Below are 25,702 nucleotides of genomic sequence, written 5' to 3'. Positions count from 1 at the left end.
TTAAATCTCGCTATTACGTTGCGTTGTTTGCCAATTACTGCTCATGGCAACGCTTACAGATGCTTGTGGTAACGGTGTTTTACCTAAAATTAGATCAGCTGCTTTTTCTGCAACCATAATTGTAGGGGCATTTAAGTTACCGTTAGGTACCGTTGGGAAGATTGAAGAGTCAACAACGCGCAGCCCTTCAATACCATGAACTTGGGTATTTGAATTAACCACCGCCATGTCATCTTCGCCCATTTTGCAAGAACAAGACGGGTGATAGGCACTTTCTACTGCTTGGCGTACAAAGGCATCTATTTCTTCGTCGGTTTGAATGTGCTTACCTGGTTGAATTTCTTCATCGCGGTAGTCATCAAATGCGCTTTGTTCAATAATGTCGCGAGTGAGGCGCACACACGCTCTAAAGCCTTCAATATCGTCTTTATGCTGCAAGTAGTTAAATAAAATTTTCGGCGGTTGCTCAGGATTAGCTGATTGAATGGTGACACTACCACGGCTTTTAGGTTTGTTATGGCCTACATGCACCTGAAAACCATGACCCGCAAAGGCACTGCGCCCATCGTAACGCATCGCCGCTGGTAAAAAGTGGTACTGAATATCTGGCCATTCAACATCTGGTTTTGAGCGAATAAACGCGCACGACTCAAAGTGATTCGTTGCACCTAAGCCTTTACGGGTCAGTAGCCATTTAGCGCCAATTAAGCCTTTTGAAATAAGACCTAATTTACCGTTTAAGGTAATAGGTTGCTTACACTTGTACTGAAAGTAAAACTCAAGATGATCTTGTAAGTTTTGACCTACGCCTGGTAAATGATGCTTTACCTCAACACCGGCTTCTTCAAGTATGGCTTTATCGCCAACCCCCGAAAGCTGTAAAATATGCGGTGAGCCAATTGGACCTGCACTTAATACAACGTCTTTAGTAGCATGCGCCGTTTTAAGTGTGCCATTTACTGTGTATTCAATGCCTGTGGCTTTTTTGCCCTCTAAAATCACTTTTTGTGCTAAAGCACCTGTAATAACTGTTAGGTTACTGCGTGATTTTACTGGATCTAAATACTCGCGCGAGGCCGAACTGCGCACACCATCTTTAACAGTCATATGCATTGGGCCAAAGCCTTCTTGCTGAGCTGCGTTGTAGTCGTCTGTGTGTGCATATCCTGCTTCTACACCTGCTTTAATAAAGGTGGTGTAAAGCGGGTTTTGCATTTCGTTACCGTTATTAACGCCAAGGGGGCCTGTGCCACCACGGTGCGCATTTTCACCTAAATAAAAGCTTTCTGCTTTTTTAAAGTAAGGTAAGCACGACTGATAATCCCAGCCGTTAGCACCATGTTGCTGCCACTCGTCAAAATCTTTCGCGTGGCCACGTACATATACCATGCCATTAATTGATGACGAACCACCTAACACTTTACCGCGTGGGCAGTGCATTTCTCGGTTATCTAAATAAGGCTCTGGCTGAGTGTGAAATTGCCATGCGTATTTATCTGTATTCATAGGAATAGAGAGCGCAGTTGGCATTTTTATAAATATACTTTTATCGCTACCACCGGTTTCTAGCAATAGCACTTTATTGTTTGTATCTTCAGATAAGCGATTTGCAAGTACACAACCTGCAGAACCGGCGCCAACAATAATATAGTCGTAAGTGTTACTCATAGTTGCCACCTTAAAACGGGCTTTCTATGTCGGCCATGCCCACATAAATAGACTTAGTTTGCGTGTAATGATCAAGCGTTTCTATGCCATTTTCACGGCCAATACCTGATTGCTTGTAACCACCAACAGGCATTTCAGCAGGTGAATTACCGTAAGCATTAATCCAACAAATACCGGCTTCTAATTGGTGAATAACACGGTGCGCACGTTTAATATCGCTAGTAAATACGCCTGCGGCTAAGCCAAGGTGTGTACCATTTGCACGGGCGATAACATCGTCTTCGTCTTCAAAAACAAGCACGCTCATAACTGGGCCAAAAATTTCTTCTTTAACAATAGTCATGTCATCGTTGCAATCGGTAAATACCGTAGGTGCTACAAAGTAGCCATTAGGCGCTGATTCAGGAGAAAGAGTTTTACCGCCAGTAAGTAGCGTTGCACCTTCGGCCAAGCCACTTTCTATGTAGCTCATTACTAATTCTTGATGCTTTTTAGAAATTAATGCCCCAAAGTTAGTATCTAAATCTTGTGGGTCGCCGGCAATAATATTTTGCTCAGTACGTGTTTTAAGCTCATCAATAAATTGTTGATATACATTTTTATGAACATAAATACGTGTACAGTTAGTACAAATTTCGCCTTGCGTATAAAAGTTACCTAGCATGGCAGCACTGACTGCTTGCTCAATATTGGCATCTTCAAACACTAATAAAGGTGATTTACCACCTAATTCCATTGTTACGTCTTTTAATGTACCTGCAGCGCTTGCCACTACTTTTTTACCTGTGCCTACTTCGCCAGTGAACGACACTTTGTCTATTTCACTATGAGAGGTTAACCACTGACCTACATCACCGGCACCTTGCACAACGTTAAATACGCCGGCAGGTACGCCTGCTTCAACAAAAACTTCAGCTAGTTTAATAGCACCTAAAGGGGTTTCTTCAGAAGGTTTAAAAATAAACGCATTACCTGCGGCAAGGGCAGGGCCCGATTTCCAACATGCAATTTGCAGCGGGTAGTTCCATGCACCAATACCAGCACAAATACCTAGTGGCTCTTTGCGGGTATAGTAAAAGTCTTCGCCAACCATTTGCTGCTGGCCAACTTGCGCTGGTGCTAGGCCTGCAAAGTATTCAATTACATCTGCGCCTGTTTCTATATCAACGCAGTTAGCTTCTTGCATTGGTTTACCTGTATCAAGCACTTCAACTAAGGCAAGCTCGTCATTACGCTCACGTAATAAAGCAACCGCTTTTAATAAAATACGGCTACGTTCTATTGGGCTCATTTTTGACCATTGAGCAAAGCCTTGTTTTGCACTTTCGATAGCCGCGTTTTGAATAAATTCGTCGGCAACTTCTACCGAGTAAATAACTTCATCTGTGGCTGGGTTTTTTACATCAAAAGTTTCACCACTTTGGTTTGCAAGGAAGTGGCCGTTTATAAAGTTTTGATAGACAGGTGTAGTCACGCTAGGCTCCATATTGCTTGATGAGTGAATGTACATAGCTTTTTGCTAATGTTTCACTGTGTTTAAATTGGTTTTCGTCAGATTGACTTAATACTGCTCTTAACCATAGGCCATCAATCATGGCGGCGCTAAGTTCTGCAGCTTGTTTTGCTTGCTTTACGGGCATTAGTTGCTTAAAAGAAAATGCTAAATTACTTTGCAAGCGATTACTGTTTACATTTTGCAGCCTGTGCAGCTCTTGATCGTGCATTGACTGCGCCCAAAAACTTAACCACGTACGCGTGGTGTCATTGCGCTGTTGAACAAGTGCAAAGTTGGCCTCAACAATAAACATCAAACGCTCAATTGCGCTGGTGGTTGGCTCAACTTTTTCAATTAATTCATTTTTTAAATTCGATAACAAATACCTAACGGTTGCCTCTATTAACCCCTGCTTACCACCAAAGTAATGGCTAATAATGCCAGATGATAAACCCGCATTTTTACTGATGGTGTTAATAGTTGTTCCTTGCAAACCGCGCTGTGCAACTGACTCAATGGTCGCGTCAATTAGCTGCTGACGCCTGACAGGTTCCATTCCGACTTTAGGCATAATTTTTATTAATTGAACGTTCAATAAAGATAAGCTTAATGTAATAGCTCTAACAATTCAAGGCGCAAGTAAACAACCAGATACCAAGATGTAGATGGATTATTAATAAAAACGGGTTAATTTGTAGTAGTGCCTTATGCAGGTCTTGATTAATAAAATTACTTATATTCAGTGGGTTATGTTTAAATTTTTAAACGCCAAAAATAGTAAGGATTTGTTTACGGGGTATGAGTAATAAAAAAGATAAATATTCGTTAGAATGGTAATAGTTAGAGTACGAAGGGTATTTTAAATAAGCAAACGAAACCATTTCACATGTTTAATTAGTGTACTAATTAAAAAAGTAGCAATGTGTAATGGCTATAAGAGGAGGGGTTAAGGTTAAAAAAGGCGTGTAAATTAGGCGCTATTAATAACGCCTTTGAATAATAGTGGGTAGCGTCTAAGGCGATTACCTATGTAATCATCGGCTAAGATTTGTTGGCATATAAAATTAACATCGTTACTGGCCTCAAACACCCAGTCAAAGCGTTCAATAGCCAGCAAAAAACCGCGTTTAAGGTGAGTCTGTTCGCGGTATTCATTTAGGTTTCGACGGATTATCTCCAGCTTTTCTGGGTGCGCTTGCAGCTCAGTAATTACCAGGTTTATAAACGAGATGGTTTGCTTGTTTGTGGTGCGTTTACGAATGCGTCTTGGCTGCATTATTCCTCATTAGCAATGTTGTATAGTTTTTTTAAAAAGTCGTCTTTATGTTTGTCATGCTCATAATCTAGGTGATAAGCATTATGAAACCCAAAGCGTAATAAGACGCCGCTACCTTCTAAGTAAATAGTGTAGCCGTCAATGTCAGAGTAAGCCGTAACACCTTGATAATGTTTACCAATATCATTTTGTTTACCGCGCTGCTGAATACGTTCGTACACAGAGAGGATCTGCTTGTTATCGAGTTCGTTTTTCATCATTAACCCTTTATTGTTTAAAGCTATTACGTTTTATATATGAGGGTCGATCACCGTAAAAACAATGCCTAATAAGCGCTAAAATAATCTTGCTATTAACTGGTTTTACCTTATGCTCAAGCCTCATTTTTTGTTGAGCTTACACCATGATAGACAAGGCTTTACTCCTTAAAACTCGCGAACTGTCAGAGCAATTAATTGCTTTACAAACACCCATTAGAATACTCGATGCCATTAACTGGGATAAACAAATCAAAGAGACGTTTTTTAGGCAAAAGTGCCAAAAAAATCCGCTAATCGATAGCGCCTATTACCAGCAACGAGATTTAGGATTTGTCCCCAGCGAATTACGCCAAGCGTTTTCTAACTTGCATCGCAATATTATTAACCAGTTAGGTCAGCTAAATCCTATTTCTCAATACATGGGTAAAATGTGTAGTGAGTATAAAACGGTGCTCAGTATGCTTGAGTATAGAGGGACGCCTGAGTTTCATGATTTGTCGGTAGAGCTTTTTGGTCACCCAAAGGATTTATTTCATGCGGGTGAACCTTCACTGTTCGAACTTGCCAATATGCTAGAAAAACCACTGCAAAACTTATTAATAGCCGATATTTTGCCAGATGATCCTAAAAATATTAATGCAAGTGATGCCGTGCGTATTTTATCTGAGCAAGTAAATAGCAGTATGGCGGGTATTAATGTAGAGGTTATGCTCAGCGATGGGATTGTCAGTGATGCTGCTGCAGGTGCAAATAACATTAAGCTAAATCAAGATGTTAAATTCTCACAGCGTGAGCTCGATATTTTAGAAGTGCACGAAGGGTGGATACACGTAGGTACAACGCAAAACGGGCTAGCTCAGCCTTATCTAACCTGTTTAAGTAAAGGGACGCCAAGCTCAACAGTGACTCAAGAAGGCTTAGCTGTTTTAACCGAAATAATTACCCTTAAATCAACGCCTAGGCGTTTATCAAAGTTAGTAAATCGTATTCAAGCAGTTACTAAAGTGATCGATGGCGCAGAGTTTGTTGATATATACCGTGACTACTTAGCGCAAGGGCTTTCAAAAGATGAAAGCTATACGTTAGCACAACGTGTATTTAGAGGCAGCACGGCAACAGGCTTACCTTTTACTAAGGATATTGCTTACATTAAAGGATTTGTGCTGGTATATAACTTAATTCGTGTTGCTATACAGCTTGGGCGCATTGATCAGCTGCCATTATTGTTGGTCGGAAAAATATCGATTGATGATTTTAGACTTATATCGCAATTACATAGTTTAGGTGTAATAGAAAGCCCAAAATTTGTACCACCACATTTTAAAGATTTACGAGGTTTAGCAACGTGGCTAAGCTTTGGCAGATTTATAGGTGACTTATCGTTTGAACAGTTAGAAAACGACTATAAACCATTATTTTTGTAATAAGTAGCGCAGGTTGCTTTTATTAGAGCCTGCTCTGTTGGGCAAAAAGGTAAACAAGCCCCAGTTATTTAATGCAATAAAAAAAACGCAGTTGGAATGAGCAACTGCGTTGAAATGTATAGGTACAAGCCAGCGTACCTATAGCGAGGAACTTATTTTCTTAACCTGTTAATACTTGGCTGTGCATTTGCTCGTTTAATACAACGACCTCAGCACGTTTAAAAAAGTTAAAGTCGGTTGCTGTAGCAAGTGTGTAGGCACCCATCATACGGCTAATAATTAAATCGCCATTGTTTAGTTTTGGCAGCATAATTGAATCACTTATTACATCTATACTGTCGCATGTTGGGCCTGCAAGTACCGACTCAAAACGCTCGCTATCTTGTTTTGCACTATCGATAGGGTAGGCTGCTTCATCAAACATTAAACCGCTAAAAGAGCCATAAACGCCATCATCTAAGTAGTACCATGTTTTACCTTCGCGCGTGGCTTGTCCCATTACAGAGGCAACACTGGTTACACTACTTGCTACAATAAAACGGCCAGGTTCAGCAATAATTTGCATTGTTTCCGGTAATTGTGCCAACGCGATATTAATAGGCGCACAAAATACATCAATTGGTAGCACATCTGCGCTGTACGGCACAGGAAACCCACCACCAATATCGAGCGTACTAAGTGCTGGTAAGCCTAACTCAGCCACCTGTTTAACCACTTTTGCAGATGCATTTATCGCTTCAACGTATTTAGTTGGGTTAGGTGATTGCGAGCCAACATGAAACGATAACCCTTTAATACGAATACCAAGTTGCTGGGCAAGGCTAATAATGTCGATTGCCGCCTCTGGGCTACAGCCAAACTTTTTAGATAAGTCAGCAAATGCATCTTTATTACGAAAGCTTAAACGCACTAAAATTTCGGCTTGATCTTTATAGGCAATAAATTTTTCAAGCTCGTTAATGTTATCCACCACAAACACTGTACAGCCGTAGGCAAGTGCGTCGCGAATGTCACTGTCGCGCTTTATTGGGTGCGTGTGAATCGTACGCTCGCTTGGTACGCCTTGGCTTGCTACTAAGTCAACTTCGCCACTGGTTGCTAAATCAAAGCTTGCGCCTTCATCTAACAAAGTGCGCACGACAGCAGCATGCGGTAAAGGCTTTAAAGCAAAATGTAACACAACGCCAGGCAGTGCATGTTTAAGTGCACGGTATTGACGACGTATAGCGTCGCAGTCAAGCACCATTAGAGGTGCGCCAAATTGTGAAGCAAGTTGTTCAATGTGGGCAATACTCGGTTGCGCGCAATCAATTGCTTGATTTGCAGCAACCGCTGCTGCAGGTACTTTAGTTACGGTGTCTTGTTGTTGTGTTGATAAAGCCATTTTATTTTCCGAGTCAATTAAGCAACTGCTCGGGTATGGTGTATCCACGAGTCAGTTGAGTGAGATCAATAGTGCAAACGCACAGTCAAATTCACTCTTGGATAGTTGCTCTATCGCCTTGCTACAAACGGGGTTTGTAATGTACTCGGATTGGCTATCATCAAGAAGCGGCGAGATAATAATGTAGGTTTTTATTTAGCGCAATAAAAATTTTAAATAAATTTAAAATAATTTATTTGTTATTAAAATCAGTGGCTTATGTTGATTTATGGAGTTTGTCTTGACGATTGATTTTACTCATCAGAGGTTAAGTATACGTGCTCTGATGAGTAAGCAAGCATCATAGCGCTAGATGTATCAGCACTATAGGCTTGTTGTAAACTTTTTTGTAAGCGGTCGTAAATTTCGGGGGTGTTCATTAAAATATTGATGGTTTTTATTACTTTTTCGCCAAGCTCTGACTTACTACATGCAAAGTAGCCATTAACAAATTCTGGAAATTCAGCTATTTCACGGCTATCTATTTGTTTTAATTGCTCACTGGTGAGTGCACCGAGTACGTTAACCTCGTAATCGACAATCATGTCTATTCTATTATGGATGAGAAGTTGAGGCAGTTGAGAGCTGGTATCTTCTGAGCTTATTGCTGCAATTTGCTCATTATACTTTGTTAAAACAGGCTCAAGTTTTTGGTAACTCGTTCCTGAGTCTACGGCAAGGGTAAAGTCTTTTTCTAGTAGTTGAGCAACAGAGACTCGTTCAGGAAAGTTTTGTAAGGTGCGTTTAAATGCGTATATTTTTCGTTGCTCGTAAATAGTAGTTGGTATATTTGAGAACAAAATATGTTTTTCACGCTCGGGCGTTTTTATTATATCGTAGCTGCATACTGCTTCATTACCCATAAGTCGCTTGATTAAACGAGCTTGGTTGGTCCACTGCAATTTAGTATTAATTGTATGATTGAGCAGGCTTTCGAACGTTTTATCTGAGTTTAAAAAGCCATCAGTAGACGCATTCGCTCTAGAGAGTAATGTAAGTGGTTCATTTGCATGGCTCAATGATGATATAAGCAGTACATGCAAGATAATCAAAAATTTAGTAAATACAGGCATAAAACTTAGTGTAAATGTTCTAAATATTTTTGTCATAAAAAAAAGCCCAAACGGGCTTTTTTTAAGTTAAAACATTAAGACATGTTTTATTTTTAACGCGCGTTAGTGCTTTCAAAGATTTTATCAGCAGAGGCTGCAACAAACCCCGTGTAAAGCTCGCCATCGGCTTTAGGGTATCTAATGGCAAACTCATAAAAGCAGCTAGGGATGCGCAGTTCGCCGTCGCTGAAGGTGACAGCGTAATCATCAGCAAGCGTTGATGATTGCTCTAATAACACCTCTGGTGAGCCTTTTACTTCGCCGCCTGATGTATTTAGGGCAAAGCCTGCGTCTTTAAGTGCTTGGTTAACATCCTGAATATTATCAAACTTAGCAAGCATATTAATATTTACAGTAAAGTGGTTTGCACGGTAGCCCCATGCCGACATCCACGCTGCGTACTCACTTTCAGCGAGTAACTGCTTGTAAGTATCGCTACTTACTTGCCAATGGGTGCCTGAGTATAAAAAGTTATCGGCAGTTACTGCGTTTTCATCTATTTGCTCTACCATATCTGACACAATGGCTTGTAACTCGGGTGAACACTTTTCAACTAATAGCTCTGAAATAAATACTTTAGGTTGCTTAGGGTCGCTATGCTCGTAGTGTTTAGCATAGAGCTTTTTAGCTTCAAAGTGGTATTCACCACACTCTGTATAACCAAGTGCTAAAAAGTGCGCGGCTAGTTTTTCTAGGCCTACTTTTTCAATATTAAAGGTCCGCAGCGCAATATGGTCGTTAATAATGTCATCTTTTTGCGTTGAGCCTAATAAATCATGAATTTTATCTGCCGAGGGGGTAACGGCTAAATAGTTATCCCATAGGTTTTCAAATAATGTATTTACGTTAGTGTGCATGTTAAATCCTTAAATTGGGTTATTCACTTATTCAATTACTAAGCCTGGCGCTAAAGTTTGTGGCAGGTTTACCTTATCGGCCTCAACTGATGCTACAGGGTAGGCACAATAATCAGCGGCATAATACGCACTGGCTCTGTGGTTACCACTTGCGCCTATGCCACCAAACGGTGCCGCACTAGAGGCACCCGTAATAGGGCGGTTCCAGTTGACAATGCCGGCACGAATGCGCTTTAAAAAGTGGCTGTAATCATCTTCGTTATCGCCAAGTAAGCCTGCTGATAAACCAAAGTTGGTGTTATTAGCCTCTGCTATTGCGCTGTCAAAGTCGTTGTAGCGATACACTTTAATGAGCGGGCCAAAGTGTTCTTCATCGGCCATGTTGGTAATGTTAGTTACATCAATAATACCTGGGCTTACAAACCCAGTGCCTGCTTTTAGCTGCTTAAGCTCAACAAGTATTTCGCCACCACTTGCAACTAATTCATTTTGCGCTGCAACCATGCCTAAGGCGGCTTTTTCGCTGATCATGGCGCCCATAAATGGTTGATCGCTTGCAAAGCTGTCATCAACAACAATGTTTTTAGTTGCGCTAATCAGTTTTTCTAAAATAGCATCGCCATTGAGCGATTTTTCAATAAACACGCGGCGTGCACAAGTACAGCGCTGGCCAGAAGTAATAAAGCCCGATTGAATAATATCGTGCACTGCAGCGCTTACATCGGCTACGTCTTTAACTATCAATGGGTTATTACCGCCCATTTCAAGCGCTAATATTTTACCTGGGTGGCCTGCAAACTGTTTATGTAATAAATGACCTGTGTTTGAGCTGCCGGTAAAAAATAAACCGTCTATGTTTTGATGCGAAGCAAGTGCTTTACCTGTTTCTACTTCACCTTGCACAAGATTAATCACACCTGCTGGTAAGCCTGCTTTTAACCAAAGTGATAAAGTAAATTCAGCAACGTGAGGGGTTAGTTCAGACGGTTTAAATACCACGGTGTTACCCGCTAAAATAGCCGGTACAATATGGCCATTAGGTAAATGCCCAGGAAAGTTATACGGGCCAAATATAGCCACAACGCCGTGTGGTTTATGGCGTATAAAGGCTTTTGCACCCGGCATTGGGTTTTCAGTGGTGCCGGTACGCTCGTTGTACGCTTTAATCGAAATGGCCACTTTACCTGTCATAGCGCCTACTTCTGTGCGTGTTTCCCAAAGAGGCTTGCCGGTTTCGCGCGCTATAATGGCTGCAAATTCTTCGCTGTGCTCTTTTAATTGTGCTACAAAGTTTTCAAGTATGGTTATACGCGACTCAATTGGCGTATCTGCCCATTGTACTTGTGCGGCTCTAGCTGCACTGATTGCAGCATCTACTTGATCAGCTGTTGCGCCATTACCTTGCCATACAACTTCGCCGTTACTTGGATTAACAGAGCTAAAAGCGGGGCCTTGGCCTGAATGCCATTGGTTATTTATAAGGTGTGTGTTCATATTTGTTTTACAGGCGGAAAAAACGCGCTGCATCTCCTTGGGATAAATTAAGGGCATCAGCCACTTCTTGGCTTATTACTAATGTGTGTTTAGCGTGGTTATAATGGGCGTGCTGGGTAAAGGTTGCTCTAAACCCACTTACACCTTGATTGCAAACGGCTAAAGTATCTGAGCTGTGCTGGCTAATATGTTCCAGCGCGCCAATTGTAATAGGGCATACTTGAGACTCACGAATACTGCGAATATTACCAAGCTTTGCTTCTACCGTTGGGCCTGCATCAAACAAATCAACGTAGCCACGGTGCTCAAAGCCTTCTTTTTCGAGCAGTTTAAGTGCGGGTTTAGTTTTTTCATGCACGTTGCCAATCACTGCTTGGGCTTTTTTACTGAGTAAGTTTACGTAAATAGGGTATTTAGGCATTAACTCACTAATAAACACTTTATCGCCAAGCCCCACTAAATGATCGGCCTTGGGAAACTCAATACTAAAAAAGTGCTCTTGCAGCCACTGCCAAAACGGTGAATGACCATCTTCGTCGCTTACACCGCGCATTTCAGCAATCACGGTATCGGCAAAGCGTTCGCTGTGCTGCGCCATAAATAAAAAGCGTGAGCGTGATAAAAAGCGCCCGGTTAAGCCTTTACGGCTGTTTTCGCGCAAAAACAAAGTACATATTTCAGAGCATCCGGTGTAATCGTTACACATGCTTAAAATATCAACGGTGTTATAAACATTAAGTGTAGGCGAGTGGTGTACTGTTTTACCTAAATGGTAATGATAAAGCGGCACCGATAAGCCAACAGCGGCTTCTATGGCGGTTGTGCCAATAACCTCACCTGTTTCACTGTCTTCTAAAACAAATAGGTAGCTTTCATCTAACGGCTGATTGATATTTTTAGCAAAGCTTTTCTCGGCGCGGTCTATTTTGTCTTTTAATAGCTGGTCGTCCACCGGAAGTGAGGTAAACCCATGGCCCGATTCAATCGCAATTTGCTTAAGTGCAGCAAAGTCTTCAGTGGTAATAGGACGTAATACTTGCATTTATTACTTGCTCCAACAGCGCACCCTAAGGCGCGCTTAATTAAATTAGCCGTTTACTACGTCGCTTACTGCTTTTTCAAAGCGTGCTAGGCCTTCTTTAATATCTTCAAATGGGATAACTAAAGAAGGGGTAAAACGAATAACATTCATGCCTGCAACAAGGTTCATTAAACCATTGTTAGCACTGGCAACTAAAAAGTCACGTGCGCGGCCTTCAAATTTATCGTTTAATACCGCACCAATAAGTAAACCTTTACCACGTACTTCGCTAAATACGTTGTATTTTTCGTTAATTGCATTTAAGCCATCGCGAAATAGTTGTTCACGCTCTTTAACGCCGTTGAGTACATCCGGTGTGTTTACGGTGTCAAATGCAGCTTCTGCTACTGCACAAGCTAGTGGGTTACCACCGTACGTAGAGCCATGCGTACCTACTTTTAAGTGCTCTGCTATATGAGTACGAGTGATCATAGCGCCAATAGGAAAACCACCGCCTAAAGCTTTAGCCGTAGTTAAAATATCGGGCACTACACCTAAACCTTCGTAAGCGTATAAATCGCCAGTGCGGCCAACGCCTGTTTGTACTTCATCAAAAATTAGCAGTGCATTGTGCTTAGTACATAACTCGCGTACTTTTTTAGCAAATTCATCTGTTGGTGAAATAATGCCGCCTTCACCTTGTAGTGGCTCCATCATTACGGCACATGTTTTATCGCTAATAAGTGCTTCAAATGCTGCAATGTCGTTGTAATCACAGTGCATAATGTCGCCAGGTTTAGGGCCAAAGCCATCAGAGTAAGCAGCTTGCCCGCCCACCGTCACAGTAAAAAATGTACGGCCGTGAAAACCTTTGTTAAACGCAATGATTTGTGATTTATCTTCGCCGTGTTCGTCAAGTGCAAAACGACGAGCAAGCTTAAGAGCCGCTTCGTTGGCTTCTGCGCCTGAGTTTGCAAAATACACTTTATCCGCAAATGTCGCTTCAACCATTTTTTGTGCTAAACGCAGGGCTGGCTCATTAGTCATCACATTTGATAAGTGCCAAATTTTCTCGCCTTGCTGTTTTAAAGCAGATACAAGCGCTGGGTGACAGTGGCCTAAACAATTAACAGCAATACCGCCTGCAAAATCAATAAACTCATTGTTATTTTGATCCCACACACGTGAGCCTTCGCCGCGCACTGGAATAACTGCCGACGGATTGTAGTTTGGCACCATTACATCGTTAAATAAGTCTCTTGTTACTTGCATTATGTACACCTAAAAATTGTGAATATTGAATAAAGATTAGCAAAATAAAAACGTTAGCGTTTTCTCAGCTAGGTAATTTTTGTTATTAAGCACTATTATCGAAGGTTGCAGGTTAAATTTGCAGTGCTATTTTGTGAAAAATGATTACAATAAAAGTCAAAATGACGAAATTAATAAGCAATATGATAACTCCACAAGACGAAAAGCTACTTTCAATTTTAAAAACCAATGCAAGAGCCAGTATTTCTGACTTGGCACGCATGCTTAATTTATCGCGCTCTACCGTGCAAAGTCGTATGTTAAAACTTGAAGAAACAGGGGTTATAAAAGGCTATAGCGTAGATTACGGTGAAGACTATTTGACCAGTATGGTCTCGGCTCATGTATCTATAAAGGTGATGCAAAAACTCACCACTAAAACCAATTTAGAACTTAAACAGATTGATGCTATTTCCCAGCTTTATGCCATTAGTGGGGAGTTTGATTTAATTGCTGTAGTGCAAGCGCAAAACTTAGAAAAGCTAAGCCATTTACTTGATGATATAGGTAATTTAGATGGGGTAGAGCGCACAACATCGTCAGTGATTTTAGAAACAAAATTTAAGCGTTAAAGTTATGTGTTACTGAAGCGAAAGGTTACCTATTGATTTAACTTAATATTTAATTTTATCGAAGTTAGATATTTTGGCAAAGCCTTACTATACTAATTGTAATTAACACAATTATTTAGCAATGGATTATGCCCACAACGTTATTTTTTGCACTTTTAACTTTAACTGAACCCTTAAAATTTGGTACCAATGTATCGCTTACAACACCAGATAATGCGGTTAACCAAGTGCAATGCATTTTACACAATATGGACATGCCATTTGAGTTACAATCGTTACCTTGGCTGAGGGCTCGTCGCGAGGTAAAACTGGATAGGTTAGATGGGTATTTTACAACGCATTTAACCTCTGAGATGAGCCAGTATGGTAAGTTGTCATCACCTATTTACCTAGAAAATTGGTACTGGTTTACTCATCCCGATAGCGTTAATAAAGACCCCAAAAAATTACGTTATGGCGTGGTCCATGGCAGTTATCAGGCTAATTGGTTTAAAACGCAAAATATTACCTCGTTAGTTGAAGTAAACTCGCTGGAAGAAATAGTAAACGTACTTCATCATCATAGAGTAGACAAAGTATTACTTGATTTAGATGATTTTAATAATGCTGCCGATCACTTAGGTATTGACGCATCTGCCTACCCGCGCTCATTTTATCGTTATGTGCCTTTAGGTGTTTTTGCTGCTAATAAGCTTATTAATTCGCACCCTTCTTTTTTAGAAAAATTCGACGAAACGATTCCTCAATGTGCCCCTGCACCGTTTTATTTATCACAGGGTGAGCAAGTACAAATACTAAATACATTGTTAGAGCCAATAAAGGCGTTAATTTCACAGCCCATAATTACCTATGCCGCAGCGCAAAGTAACCATATAAAGCTGACTAACAAAGCGCTCAAACTCGCTGACGAGCTTTGGATAAAAGAAGTTAAAACACATCAACATGATTTAGCTAAAAATATGCTATTTACTGATGCTTCATTATATTTAAAACAATGGCAAAGGCAGTTCAAAGGCATAATTACCGAAATTATAGTGACAGATAAGCAAGGTAAAAATGTGGCTATAAGCAAAATCACCAGCGATTATTGGCAAGGGGATGAGAATAAATTTAGCCTCGTATACCAGCAGTCTTTAGCGTATCGCTTTGACAGTGTTGAATATGATGCTTCAACACATCATTTTCAGGTGCAATTAAGTCTACCGATAAAAAATGCCAAGGGCGATCATATTGGCGTTATTATTTTGGGAGTTGATGTAGAAAAAGCGCTGCACTCACTTAATAACAACGCATTAAATTAATAGCGTGAGCAGCGTTTTATTAAAGCCCACGTGTATAGCAAAATTTTGTGTAAATATTGTATAGCTATTTATTTACAGCAGCCTTTGGCGCTTGTCTGATAACGGTTTTTTGTGCTTCGTTTAATTTAATAACGTAAGCATTTCCTCCTACCAGCCCTTTGAATTCTTCATCGGTAAAAATAAGCGTATTATCATCATAAAAGGTGATCGCTTCTTTTTGCGTAACAATACCTAAATCGATTCGATACACATCACCAGAAAAAAACTTGTCGCCTTTAAAATTTTCGAACAGCCAAATACTTGTAGAATCAAGTAACACAAGTTTAGTCCTGTCAGGGCTAAGAGCAGCGGATGTGATCCAACAGAGTTTTTCTAAAGTTGTGCATGTTTTAAATGAATCAATTAACTGAGCATCAAAATTGGCTGCATGATCGCCCACTTTATAAACATTGGTTATGCCATCGAAAGGTTCTGTTCTATTTTTGGTAAATAAATATAAATGGCGTTTGTACTCTACAAAGGCCTCTAAATCAAAGTTGCGTTTGTTAGGGGTAATGGGAGTGCCATCCATTTCAGGATAGGTAAACTTAATAATTTCGGCTTCGGTGGTCTCTGTTTTTATATCTATTGGGTTTTCTATTTTATAGATAGTTAACCACTTTCTATCGTTTTTATTATTGCCAAAATCACCTAAGAAAAAATGACCAAATTTATTTTGCGTCATGTCTTCCCAGTCTATATTTTTAGCATTCGTAACAAGGATTTCTTTTTCAATAGCGCCATCTTCGCCCAGGCGATAAAGTTTTGGGTCGTCACCGCCATCATTAATCGCCCACAAACGCTTTTTTTTATCAAACTCAATGCCTGAAATTTCTTTTAATTTAGGGTCTACTGATAATTGCTTTTTACTATAAAGGGTATATATAGAAAGGCTTACAAAGGAGGCAAGTGCAATAAATACAATTACCGTAGTAAATAAAATGCTTTTTTTCAACATGAAATTTTTGGTATTTCAGAGACGTAAGATGCTGTGTATTATTACTTAAGCACACTGATAACGAAAGAATTTTATAGGTTAGTGTGAACCTTTTATACGATTTTTTACTCAATATATTAATAATGAAAAATGATTAAGTTGGTTTAATACTTGCTGTACATTAGTTTGTCATTAATAAGCGAAAATTTTTATCGTAATCGCACCTTATATGTGCAGGTAAAAACTTCTTTGCACTGTAATAATGCGTAAATAAAAATTTGTTTAAATTACCCGCGTTTAATGATGTTTAAATGCACCACATCGCCCTTTAAAGTGTTGTATCGGCCCTGTGGCAAAGATTAAGTACCCATTTTGGTTTAGTTGGAGCCTACTATGTTGAATAAACGTTTTTTCAAAACAAAAAATGAAGCTGAAGTTACCTTTGAGTTTACCCACCCTGATGCAGAGCAAGTAAGTTTACTTGGCGAATTTACCGATTGGCAGCCGGTGCCTATGAAGCTTAATAAAAAAGAAGGGGTATTTAAATGTAAGCAACGCTTGCCAGTTGATCAGCAGTTTCATTTTCGTTACTTAATTAATGGTGATATTTGGGATAACGACCACCAAGCAGATGACTACCTACCTAATACATTTGGCACAGAAAATAGCATAGTGAACACTCAACGCATAAATTAAGGCGAGTAAATGGACGCACTTTCGCAGTTGTTTTATCTGCACGGTATCGGTTATGAGTTTACTAAATACACGGGCGAGCAGGTTATATTTAGCGAAGACACGCGCAAACGTGCCTTACAATGTTGTGGTGTAAATACCGAAGATGAACACCAAATAGCACAGCTTAATTATCAATTAGATGTTGCGCCTTGGTTAGAGTTAGCACCCGATACCAGCTTAGTGAATTTAACTGATAACCTTTTTTATATTCGCATAGATGAGCGTCAACGTGATTTACCTGTTGCGATAACGTTGCCAAAGTTAAACGTAACCTATGAGCGTGCAAACTTACATAATTTGGCTATTACGGGCGATTACTATGTACATGGCGTGCGTTATATTGAAGTAGCAGTGCCTTTAGGGGCTATTCCGGTAGGTTATCATCAGGCGCTGGTTAGTGTAGGGGAGCAAAGCAAAGAGATTCAATTGTGGGCCACCCCAGAAAAAGTTTTTCAAGTAGATGATACTAAGCGCACTGGGCTTTCGCTGCAGTTGTACACAGTTAAAAACAAAGCAGGCCTAGGTATAGGGGATTTTTATGATTTACTAGAGCTATGTGACTTATGTGCACAGCAGCACATGGACTACATATTACTCAACCCGTTACATTTGCTGTTTGCACAGCAAAGTGAGCGAGCCAGCCCCTATAGCCCTAATAGCCGTGCGTTATTAAATCCTTTGTACATTTGTGTTGAACTATCAGCTGATGCTAAAAACAATCCACAATTAGATGCTTTGTTACACAGTGATGAGGTAAAAGCGCTTTTTAACAGCAATGAACAGTTTATAAATTATGAAAAAGTAAGCGCAGTTAAATATACATTATTTAAAGCGCTATTTAGTCATTTTGAAGCACATGCCAGTGCTTTACGACGCGATGAGTTTGCACAGTTTTGCAAACAAAACGCCCAGACCCTAACTACGCTGAATTCAGCCAATCCTACCTTTGATTACTACTTACAATGGCAGGCTAAATTACAATTAAGCCATTGTCAGCAGCACTGTTTAAATAAAGGCATGGCAATAGGTTTAATTAATGACCTTGCTGTTGGCTGTGCAGGTGATGGCGTTGAGTATCAATCTCAGCAATCACTTTTTAGTGATAATGCCAATGTTGGCGCGCCGCCAGACCCTTGGGCACAAGCGGGGCAAAATTGGGGGCTGCCTGCACTTAACCCGCAACAATTAAAAAATGATCACTTTGCCTTTTATCGCTCACTTATTAGCGCAAACATGCAAGGCGTTGGCGGTTTGCGCATTGATCACGTTATGGCACTAAGGCGCTTATGGTGGTGCTTTGAAAGTAACCATACACAAGATGGCTGTTATGTTTATTACCCTTTTGAGCACTTATTGGCTATTTTAAAAATAGAGTCTCACCTTAATCAGTGCATAGTAATAGGTGAGGACTTAGGCATAGTCCCGCCCGAGGTAAAACACGCACTTGCAGTAAGTGGTATTTATTCAAATAGCTTATTTTATTTTGAAAAACAACATGATGGCGAGTTTTTGCCGTTACAACAATTACCTAAGCATTGTTTAATTATGATAGCGAATCATGACGTACCGCCATTTTGCGGATGGTGGCAAACAGTTGATTTAGATATTAAACGTCAGTATCAGCTTATTGATGATCAGCAGTACCAACAGCAATTGCACGAAAGACAACAAGAAAAACAACGATTACTGCGTTTTATACAGTTACATAGCGCAGAGCAACTTAGCGAAACTAGCGATGCTATGTGCGTTTACGGTGAACTTGCCAAAGCACTTGCACACAGTGAGACCCGTTTATTTGCACTTCAGCTTGATGATTTAGATAAACAAACGTATCCGGTGAATATACCCGGTACTAATACCGAATACCCAAATTGGCGCCGTGTTTTAACTCATTCAAGCAACGCTATTTTTAAAAATAATGCCAGTACCTTGGCTGCAGTTAATTCAATAAGGAAAGGATATGAGTAGTACCGCACCAAAGGATTCATTACAGACCCATTACGACGCACAGGTAACTGCACTTCAAGGCGGCAGATTTAAAGACCCTTTTAGTTTTTTAGGGGCACATGCTTATAAAAATGGCTATGAAATACGCGTGTATTTACCCGCGGCTAAAAATGTAAATATTATTATTAATGATAAAAAAGTTATTGCTAAGCGTTATAACAGTAGCGATTTATTTATTGCAACAAGCAACGAAATGCCAACGCAGCCTTATAAGTGTAACGTTGAATATGCAAACTCAGCATTATGTTTTTACGATGAATATAGCTTTGCAAGCAGCCTAGATACGGATGCAATGTATTTATTTAACGAAGGCAGTTTAGAGCATGCATATAAACATTTAGGCGCACACTTTATTAATCAACAAGGGGTTGATGGAGTGCGTTTTTGTGTGTGGGCGCCAAATGCAGCCAGTGTATCTGTTATTGGCGAATTTAACCTTTGGCAAGCTAATCGTCATTATATGCGCTTTCATCCTGCGTGTGGTGTATGGGAGCTTTTTATCGCAGGGCTTCAGCCCGATACCTGTTATAAATTTTCTATTGTGACACAGCAAGGCGATGTGCTTGAAAAAGCAGATCCGTTTGCCTTTAAAATGCAGCAAGCTCCAGGTACCGCCAGTGTATTACAACAGCAAGCAACGGCTATTTCGCTCAGTGATAGCGAGCTTAAAAATCGTCAAAAGCGTAACCATATAGACGCGCCCATAAGTATTTACGAAGTGCACTTAGGGTCATGGCAAAGGGCTGAAGAAAACCGCTATTTAAGCTATAGCGAACTTGCCGACAAACTGGTTAATTACACGCTTGAAATGGGCTTTACGCATATTCAATTAATGCCAATAAGTGAATACCCGTTTGATGGTTCTTGGGGTTACCAGCCGGTGGGTTTATTTGCACCAACTAGTCGCTTTGGTGATTACAGCAGTTTTAAATACTTTGTTCAGCAGTGCCACAAAGCAAACTTAGGCGTGCTACTTGATTGGGTGCCTGGGCATTTTCCTAGTGATCCGCATGGTTTACACCACTTTGACGGCACGCATTTATTTGAACATGCCGATATTCGACAGGGCTTTCATCCTGATTGGAATACCTATATTTATAATTACGACCGCCCAGAGGTTAAAAGCTTTTTAATCTCTAATGCGATGTATTGGCTAGAGCAATTTAGCCTTGATGGACTGCGCGTAGATGCGGTGGCTTCAATGCTTTATTTAGATTACAGCCGCAAAGAAGGTGAATGGATTGCCAATTGTTATGGTGGGCGAGAAAACCTAGGCGCTATTGAGTGCTTAAAGCAGGTAAATTTGCGTAGTTATAAAAATAATCCGGGCATTATGATGGTGGCTGAAGAGTCGACCGCGTGGCCGGGGGTCACTCAAAGTGTTGATCACAATGGCTTAGGTTTTGGCTACAAATGGAATATGGGGTGGATGAACGACAGCCTTCATTACATGCAACATGACCCGCTTTATAGGCAGCATCATCATCACGAAATGACCTTTTCTATGGTGTACGCATTTAGCGAAAATTACATTTTACCGCTAAGTCATGACGAAGTTGTACATGGTAAAGGCTCATTAATTGAAAAAATGCCTGGTGATGATTGGCAAAAATTTGCCAATTTACGTGCGTATTACGCTTTTATGTGGGCGCACCCCGGTAAAAAACTGTTGTTTATGGGCGGCGAAATAGCACAGCGAAAAGAGTGGGATCACAATCATTCTATTGATTGGCATTTGCTAGAGCATAAAAGCCACCGCGGTATACAAAACACTGTACAAGCGCTTAATACTGTTTATAAAAAGTCGCCTGCACTGTATGAACTCGACTCAAGCCCTGCGGGTTTTGAATGGATAGATAACAACAATAACGAGCAAAGTATATTTAGTTTTGTACGTTATGCTAAAAATGCCCACGACTTTATTGTAGTAGTAGCAAACTTTACACCTGTTTCTTATCAAGAGTATGAAATAGGGGTACCCGCAGCGGGTAAATATAAGGTTATTTTAAACACCGATGATGACGCTTTTTTTGGCTCAGGTATTAAAGTAACAGCAAACAAAAACGCCACGGTTAGTAGCGTTAAGGCAAGCGCTCATGGCTTTTCGCATAGCATTAAAATTGCGATGTGCGGGTTAACGACTATTTATTTACAAAAGGTTGAAGATGAGTAATCGATTTGAGGTTTCACATGGGCAACCACAGCCACTTGGCGCAACTATTAGCAGTGGCGGCGTTAACTTTAGCTTGTACGCACCTAAGGCAACACAAGCTTATGTGTGCTTATTTGATAAAAGTGGGCACTCTGAAATATTAAAAGTAACCATGCATATCAACGAAGGCGGTATATGGACAGCCCATGTCGCGCCCTTAGCCGAAGGCGCGTTATATGGGTATCGCGTTGAAGGGGAGTACAGTCCTGAAAAAGGTCTGCTGTTTAACGAGCACAAGTTGCTGATTGACCCTTATGCAAAAGACTTATTTGGCGAATTTACATGGAGTGAGCGCCACTATGGGCAAATGCCTATTGGTACGAAAAGCACGGTTAATAATGCCATTGATATACCTAAATCACGGGTTATTAATAGCCAGCCTTATGAACATAAAAAGCCAAACCATAGCTGGTCTAATACCGTTATTTATGAGTGCCATGTAAAAGGCGCCACGTGCCGACACCCTAATATTCCGAAAAATTTACAAGGCAAGTTTTTAGGTTTAAGCCACCCTAGCTTTATTGAGCATTTACATAATTTAGGGGTTACCGCACTAGAGCTGCTCCCTGTACATGCTTTTATAAGTGAGCAGTTTTTAACAGCAAAAGGGCTGCAAAATTATTGGGGCTACAACACACTCAACTTTTTTACTCCGCATAAAGATTATTTAGTTGATGATGACATTAACGAATTTAAGCGCATGGTTAGCGAGCTTCATAAAGCGGATATAGAGGTTATTTTAGATGTGGTTTATAACCACACCGCAGAAGCGGGCGCCGATGGGCCGATTTTATCGCTCAGAGGGCTAGATAACCTAGCTTATTACCGGACGGTGGCTGATAAGCCTCAGGTGTATATAAACGATACCGGCTGTGGTAACACCATTAATATTGATCATCCTAAAACCTTAAAGCTGGTACTTGATAGCTTACGTTATTGGGTGCAAATAATGGGAGTAGACGGATTTAGGTTTGATTTAGCCACCATTTTAGGCCGAAATGCCCATGGTTTTAATAGCGCCCATGCGTTTTTTCAAGCCATTGAGCAAGACCCTGTATTGAGCCGTGTAAAGCTTATTAGTGAGCCCTGGGATATAGGACCTGGTGGCTATCAACTGGGGGCTTTTGCTGCACCTTGGCGAGAGTGGAATGACCAATACCGAGATGTAATACGCCGATTTTGGCAAAGCGAAGAAGGCGTTATTGCAAATGTAGCAAAGCGTATTCATGGCTCATTTGATATTTTTGAGCACAGCCAGCGCGGGCCGCTAAACAGTATTAATTTTATTACCAGCCATGATGGTTTTACGCTTGCCGATTTGGTGAGTTATGAGCATAAACATAATGAAGCGAATGGCGAGCAAAATCGCGATGGCCACAGCGCTAATCATTCCACCAACTGTGGTGTTGAAGGATTTACTAATGATGCCAAAATTATTGCCCTAAGGCTGCAGCAACAAAAGAACTTTTTACTTACGCTAATACTCTCAAAAGGGGTGCCTATGATTGCCTCAGGCAGTGAAATGGGTCACTCGCAAGGGGGCAATAATAATGCGTATTGTCAAAATAACCGCACCAGTTGGTTGGCATGGAAAGACTCACAGCTAAATCATTCACTAACCCGATTTATTGACGATGCACTAAAAATAAGGCGTGGTCACAGTGCGTTTAAACACAGCGTGTTTTCAGAAGATATTGACGAGCGCTTTACGGTTAAATGGTTTACCGAGCAAGGCGTAAAAATGACCAACGAGCATTGGCACGAGCCACAGCGCCAGTTTTTAATGTATAGCTTGTTAGATAAGCAAAATAAATACGCCTTATTAATCGTTTTAAATGCGAGTAAAAAAACAGTTTTTTGTAAGTTACCCCCATCGCCTATCGCGGCGCAATGGGACATGGTTTTATCAAGTGTACATAACGCATCGGTGAGTAGTAAAGAAGATGCAATAGTCGAAATTTCAGCACAAAGCAGCTGGGTTTTTAGTGCAAATTTAGAGGACGAAGGTCATGTCTAAGCAAGACGAAAATGTGTGTGTGGTAAAAGGGTGGCAAGAAGGCCCTGTAATTGATGAAAGCACTTTAAAAGATGATTTAACTCGGCACTTTTATTACAGTTTAGGGCGTGACAAAGTGGGTGAGTCGCAACTGTATTTATATCATGCGCTTGCGCTGACAATCAGAGATCGGCTTGTTGCACGTTGCAGAGAAACCAAACAACAAATCAAGCAAGAAAAACGCCGTAAAACAGCTTACCTATCGCTAGAATTTTTAATGGGTAGAGCACTTGGTAATGCTATTTTAAACCTCGACTTAGACGAACAAGTCTCCAGTGCACTGCAAGAGTATTGCACCACAATTGAAACCGTAGCCCAGGCAGAGCACGATGCAGGGCTAGGTAATGGTGGCCTTGGGCGTTTAGCTGCCTGCTTTTTAGATAGTTGTGCAAGCCTTGCGCTTCCCGTGGTTGGTTACGGTATTCGCTACGAATACGGTATGTTTAACCAATCATTAAAAAATGGCCACCAAGTTGAACAACCCGATAACTGGCTTCGTGAGGGGCACCCGTGGGAGCTTGCCGCGCCTGAGCAATCACAACGAGTGAAGTTTTTTGGGCACGTACAAAGTTATACCGACAAACATGGGCGCGAACACCGTCAATGGGTTGGTTGTCACGACGTATTAGCTGTGCCATATGATGTGCCTATTCCTGGTTATAAAAACGACATTGTTAATACGCTAAGGCTATGGAAATCAGAAGCGACCGATGAATTTAACTTAACCGAGTTTAATGCGGGGAGTTATTCAGAAGCGGTAGCGCAAAAAAACCTAGCAGAACAAATCACAATGGTGCTTTACCCAAATGACAGCAGTGAAAATGGTAAAGAGCTTAGATTGCGCCAACAGTACTTTTTATCATCAGCGAGCATTCAAGATATCGTATCGCAATGGGTTGGACAATACGGCGAAGACTTTAGTGACTTTGCAGCACATCATGTATTTCAATTAAACGATACGCATCCAAGTATTGCCGTGGCAGAGTTAATGCGCATTTTAGTTGATGACTACGAGCTTGATTGGGATAACGCATGGGAAATTACAACCAGCACAATGGCTTACACTAACCACACGCTATTGCCAGAGGCACTAGAAAAATGGTCAGTGCCGCTTTTTGCAAAACTATTGCCGCGAATTTTAGAAATTATTTATGAAATAAACGCCCGCTTTTTAGCGCAAGTGGCTCAGCATTGGCCAGGCGATGCAAGTAAACAGCGTGCGCTTTCGTTAATTGAAGAAGGCGACGTGCCGCAAATACGCATGGCTTATTTAGCGATTGTGGGTAGCTATTCGGTAAATGGTGTGGCCGCACTACATACCCAACTTTTAAAAGAAGGGCTATTTAAAACCTTTTATGAGCTTTGGCCTAACAAGTTTAATAATAAAACCAACGGGGTTACGCCAAGGCGTTGGTTAGCACACTGCAACCCGGCCTTGAGTCATTTAATTACAGAAAAAATTGGCTCAAAATGGGTTAGCGATTTTGCAGATATAAGCCAATTACGCCGCTACTTCGACGACACCGCGTTTCATCAGCAATGGCAAAATGTTAAACGCGAAAACAAACAACGTCTCGTCGATTTAGTGAAAGAGCGCTGTGGTGTTGATTTTGATGTAGAGATGATGTTTGACGTACAAGTTAAACGTATTCACGAATACAAACGCCAGTTATTAAATGTACTTCATGTTATTCATTTATACGACCGTATACGCCGAGGCGATACTACAAACTTAGTACCACGTTGTGTGCTTTTAGGGGGTAAAGCTGCCCCTGGTTATTACATGGCTAAAAAAATAATTAAGTTAATTAATAACGTAGCTGAGGTTATTAATAAAGACCCACTTGCAGCGCCTTATTTACGAGTTGCGTTTTTGCCAAATTATAATGTAACCGCAATGGAAACTATTTGCCCAGCAACCGATTTATCAGAGCAAGTATCGACCGCAGGTAAAGAAGCATCAGGCACTGGTAACATGAAGTTTATGATGAATGGTGCGCTTACTATTGGTACGTTAGATGGGGCGAATATTGAAATTAGAGACGCTGTTGGCGCTGATAATTTCTTTTTGTTTGGTGCGCAGGCTCATCAAATTGATGATATTAAATCGCGATATAACCCTTCACATTTAATAGAGCAAAACAGCGACCTAAGCCACGTAATGCAGTTACTCGAAAGCGGGCAATTTAACCTGTTTGAGCCTAATTTATTTGACGACATTATTAATGCTATTAAAAGCCCTCACGATCCGTGGTTGGTTGCACATGACTTTGAAAGCTATGTGGCAGCGCAAAAGCAGGTAGAGGCTGCGTATCAAGACCAAACGCATTGGACGCAAATGAGTATTTTAAATACGGCCGCAAGTGGCATATTTTCAAGCGATAGAACCATAAGCCAATACAGTGAAGATATTTGGCACCTAACCCCCCTAACTATTAGTGAAACAGACTTACACGCAACTACGAGCCATGCCACTAAGAGCACAGACTAAACGGAGAGAGT

General features: G+C 40.8%; 20 protein-coding genes. 8 read left to right on the top strand and 12 right to left on the bottom strand.

The features are described 5' to 3' along the window. From betA to AN389_RS01300, 5 genes are all read right to left on the bottom strand, one after another. Positions 1-1,668 (bottom strand): choline dehydrogenase, encoded by a 1,668-nt coding sequence (gene betA / locus AN389_RS01320; RefSeq protein ID WP_055019082.1) that lies wholly within the window; start codon positions 1,666-1,668, stop codon positions 1-3. 10 nt (positions 1,669-1,678) lie between these two features. After that, positions 1,679-3,142: a betaine-aldehyde dehydrogenase gene (betB, locus tag AN389_RS01315; protein ID WP_055019169.1), complete on the bottom strand. Its 1,464-nt coding sequence runs from the start codon at positions 3,140-3,142 to the stop codon at positions 1,679-1,681. Position 3,143: 1 nt separating this feature from the next. After that, on the bottom strand, positions 3,144-3,719 hold the full coding sequence (betI, locus tag AN389_RS01310; RefSeq protein WP_024031790.1) for a transcriptional regulator BetI: 576 nt from the start codon (positions 3,717-3,719) through the stop codon (positions 3,144-3,146). A 414-nt stretch (positions 3,720-4,133) separates the two neighbouring features. After that, positions 4,134-4,439, bottom strand: coding sequence for a hypothetical protein (locus AN389_RS01305; RefSeq protein ID WP_055019081.1), 306 nt, complete (start codon positions 4,437-4,439; stop codon positions 4,134-4,136). After that, positions 4,439-4,696: a DUF3081 domain-containing protein gene (locus AN389_RS01300; protein WP_024031788.1), complete on the bottom strand. Its 258-nt coding sequence runs from the start codon at positions 4,694-4,696 to the stop codon at positions 4,439-4,441. Before AN389_RS01300 ends, AN389_RS01305 begins: the two co-directional genes overlap by 1 nt. A gap of 146 nt (positions 4,697-4,842) precedes the next feature. Between AN389_RS01300 and AN389_RS01295 the strand changes: the two genes are divergently transcribed. Then, entirely contained in the window at positions 4,843-6,123 is a 1,281-nt protein-coding gene (locus AN389_RS01295) for a flavohemoglobin expression-modulating QEGLA motif protein (RefSeq protein WP_054981898.1), read from the top strand. A gap of 160 nt (positions 6,124-6,283) precedes the next feature. Here AN389_RS01295 and AN389_RS01290 read toward each other — a convergent pair whose 3' ends face one another. The 6 genes from AN389_RS01290 to AN389_RS01265 form a co-directional block, all read right to left on the bottom strand. Then, entirely contained in the window at positions 6,284-7,507 is a 1,224-nt protein-coding gene (locus tag AN389_RS01290) for a type III PLP-dependent enzyme (protein ID WP_082430524.1), read from the bottom strand. A 293-nt stretch (positions 7,508-7,800) separates the two neighbouring features. Then, positions 7,801-8,655 (bottom strand): transporter substrate-binding domain-containing protein, encoded by an 855-nt coding sequence (locus AN389_RS01285; RefSeq protein ID WP_024031785.1) that lies wholly within the window; start codon positions 8,653-8,655, stop codon positions 7,801-7,803. Between the two features lie 56 nt (positions 8,656-8,711). After that, positions 8,712-9,515 carry a DUF1338 domain-containing protein gene (locus AN389_RS01280; RefSeq protein ID WP_055019080.1) on the bottom strand — a complete coding sequence of 268 codons (804 nt, stop codon included), beginning with the start codon at positions 9,513-9,515 and terminating at the stop codon, positions 8,712-8,714. 27 nt (positions 9,516-9,542) lie between these two features. Further along, complete coding sequence (astD, locus tag AN389_RS01275) at positions 9,543-11,009, bottom strand: succinylglutamate-semialdehyde dehydrogenase (protein WP_055019079.1); 1,467 nt, start codon at positions 11,007-11,009, stop codon at positions 9,543-9,545. A gap of 7 nt (positions 11,010-11,016) precedes the next feature. Further along, positions 11,017-12,051: an arginine N-succinyltransferase gene (astA, locus tag AN389_RS01270; protein WP_055019078.1), complete on the bottom strand. Its 1,035-nt coding sequence runs from the start codon at positions 12,049-12,051 to the stop codon at positions 11,017-11,019. A 45-nt stretch (positions 12,052-12,096) separates the two neighbouring features. Further along, positions 12,097-13,302 carry an aspartate aminotransferase family protein gene (locus tag AN389_RS01265; protein WP_055019077.1) on the bottom strand — a complete coding sequence of 402 codons (1,206 nt, stop codon included), beginning with the start codon at positions 13,300-13,302 and terminating at the stop codon, positions 12,097-12,099. A gap of 182 nt (positions 13,303-13,484) precedes the next feature. On the opposite strand from AN389_RS01265, the gene AN389_RS01260 reads away from it, so the two are divergent. Both AN389_RS01260 and AN389_RS01255 read left to right on the top strand, forming a co-directional pair. Continuing rightward, positions 13,485-13,913 (top strand): Lrp/AsnC family transcriptional regulator, encoded by a 429-nt coding sequence (locus AN389_RS01260; protein ID WP_004586440.1) that lies wholly within the window; start codon positions 13,485-13,487, stop codon positions 13,911-13,913. 128 nt (positions 13,914-14,041) lie between these two features. Then, positions 14,042-15,214, top strand: coding sequence for a cache domain-containing protein (locus AN389_RS01255; protein WP_055019076.1), 1,173 nt, complete (start codon positions 14,042-14,044; stop codon positions 15,212-15,214). Between the two features lie 64 nt (positions 15,215-15,278). Here AN389_RS01255 and AN389_RS01250 read toward each other — a convergent pair whose 3' ends face one another. Further along, entirely contained in the window at positions 15,279-16,211 is a 933-nt protein-coding gene (locus AN389_RS01250; protein ID WP_055019075.1) for a hypothetical protein, read from the bottom strand. A gap of 372 nt (positions 16,212-16,583) precedes the next feature. Between AN389_RS01250 and AN389_RS01245 the strand changes: the two genes are divergently transcribed. Genes AN389_RS01245 through AN389_RS01225 form a run of 5 tightly spaced genes read left to right on the top strand, consistent with a single transcriptional unit; the run spans position 16,584 to position 25,691 of the window. Continuing rightward, positions 16,584-16,886, top strand: a complete 303-nt coding sequence (locus tag AN389_RS01245; RefSeq protein ID WP_004586437.1) for an isoamylase early set domain-containing protein — start codon at positions 16,584-16,586, stop codon at positions 16,884-16,886. A 9-nt stretch (positions 16,887-16,895) separates the two neighbouring features. Further along, positions 16,896-18,893: a 4-alpha-glucanotransferase gene (malQ, locus tag AN389_RS01240; protein ID WP_055019074.1), complete on the top strand. Its 1,998-nt coding sequence runs from the start codon at positions 16,896-16,898 to the stop codon at positions 18,891-18,893. After that, entirely contained in the window at positions 18,886-21,105 is a 2,220-nt protein-coding gene (glgB, locus tag AN389_RS01235; protein ID WP_055019073.1) for a 1,4-alpha-glucan branching protein GlgB, read from the top strand. Before malQ ends, glgB begins: the two co-directional genes overlap by 8 nt. Then, on the top strand, positions 21,098-23,161 hold the full coding sequence (gene glgX, locus AN389_RS01230; RefSeq protein ID WP_055019072.1) for a glycogen debranching protein GlgX: 2,064 nt from the start codon (positions 21,098-21,100) through the stop codon (positions 23,159-23,161). Before glgB ends, glgX begins: the two co-directional genes overlap by 8 nt. Further along, positions 23,154-25,691 (top strand): glycogen/starch/alpha-glucan phosphorylase, encoded by a 2,538-nt coding sequence (locus AN389_RS01225; RefSeq protein WP_055019071.1) that lies wholly within the window; start codon positions 23,154-23,156, stop codon positions 25,689-25,691. Before glgX ends, AN389_RS01225 begins: the two co-directional genes overlap by 8 nt. Positions 25,692-25,702: the final 11 nt, after the last annotated feature.

It is taken from the genome of Pseudoalteromonas sp. P1-7a, from assembly GCF_001401855.1.
In the GTDB taxonomy this organism is placed as follows: domain Bacteria; phylum Pseudomonadota; class Gammaproteobacteria; order Enterobacterales; family Alteromonadaceae; genus Pseudoalteromonas.
The sequence above is the reverse complement of the archived record's forward strand: the minus strand, read 5'-3'. Positions and strand labels throughout refer to the sequence as shown.

Coding starts and splice junctions, on each gene's coding strand:
- AN389_RS01260 (WP_004586440.1), top strand. CDS start 13,485: ATGATAACTCCACAAGACGAAAAGCTACTTTCAATTTTAAAAACCAAT.
- malQ (WP_055019074.1), top strand. CDS start 16,896: ATGGACGCACTTTCGCAGTTGTTTTATCTGCACGGTATCGGTTATGAG.
- glgB (WP_055019073.1), top strand. CDS start 18,886: ATGAGTAGTACCGCACCAAAGGATTCATTACAGACCCATTACGACGCA.
- AN389_RS01285 (WP_024031785.1), bottom strand. CDS start 8,655: ATGACAAAAATATTTAGAACATTTACACTAAGTTTTATGCCTGTATTT.
- AN389_RS01225 (WP_055019071.1), top strand. CDS start 23,154: ATGTCTAAGCAAGACGAAAATGTGTGTGTGGTAAAAGGGTGGCAAGAA.
- AN389_RS01250 (WP_055019075.1), bottom strand. CDS start 16,211: ATGTTGAAAAAAAGCATTTTATTTACTACGGTAATTGTATTTATTGCA.
- betA (WP_055019082.1), bottom strand. CDS start 1,668: ATGAGTAACACTTACGACTATATTATTGTTGGCGCCGGTTCTGCAGGT.
- AN389_RS01295 (WP_054981898.1), top strand. CDS start 4,843: ATGATAGACAAGGCTTTACTCCTTAAAACTCGCGAACTGTCAGAGCAA.
- AN389_RS01280 (WP_055019080.1), bottom strand. CDS start 9,515: ATGCACACTAACGTAAATACATTATTTGAAAACCTATGGGATAACTAT.
- astA (WP_055019078.1), bottom strand. CDS start 12,051: ATGCAAGTATTACGTCCTATTACCACTGAAGACTTTGCTGCACTTAAG.
- glgX (WP_055019072.1), top strand. CDS start 21,098: ATGAGTAATCGATTTGAGGTTTCACATGGGCAACCACAGCCACTTGGC.
- betI (WP_024031790.1), bottom strand. CDS start 3,719: ATGGAACCTGTCAGGCGTCAGCAGCTAATTGACGCGACCATTGAGTCA.
- AN389_RS01305 (WP_055019081.1), bottom strand. CDS start 4,439: ATGCAGCCAAGACGCATTCGTAAACGCACCACAAACAAGCAAACCATC.
- AN389_RS01290 (WP_082430524.1), bottom strand. CDS start 7,507: ATGGCTTTATCAACACAACAACAAGACACCGTAACTAAAGTACCTGCA.
- AN389_RS01300 (WP_024031788.1), bottom strand. CDS start 4,696: ATGAAAAACGAACTCGATAACAAGCAGATCCTCTCTGTGTACGAACGT.
- AN389_RS01265 (WP_055019077.1), bottom strand. CDS start 13,302: ATGCAAGTAACAAGAGACTTATTTAACGATGTAATGGTGCCAAACTAC.
- astD (WP_055019079.1), bottom strand. CDS start 11,009: ATGAACACACACCTTATAAATAACCAATGGCATTCAGGCCAAGGCCCC.
- AN389_RS01245 (WP_004586437.1), top strand. CDS start 16,584: ATGTTGAATAAACGTTTTTTCAAAACAAAAAATGAAGCTGAAGTTACC.
- AN389_RS01255 (WP_055019076.1), top strand. CDS start 14,042: ATGCCCACAACGTTATTTTTTGCACTTTTAACTTTAACTGAACCCTTA.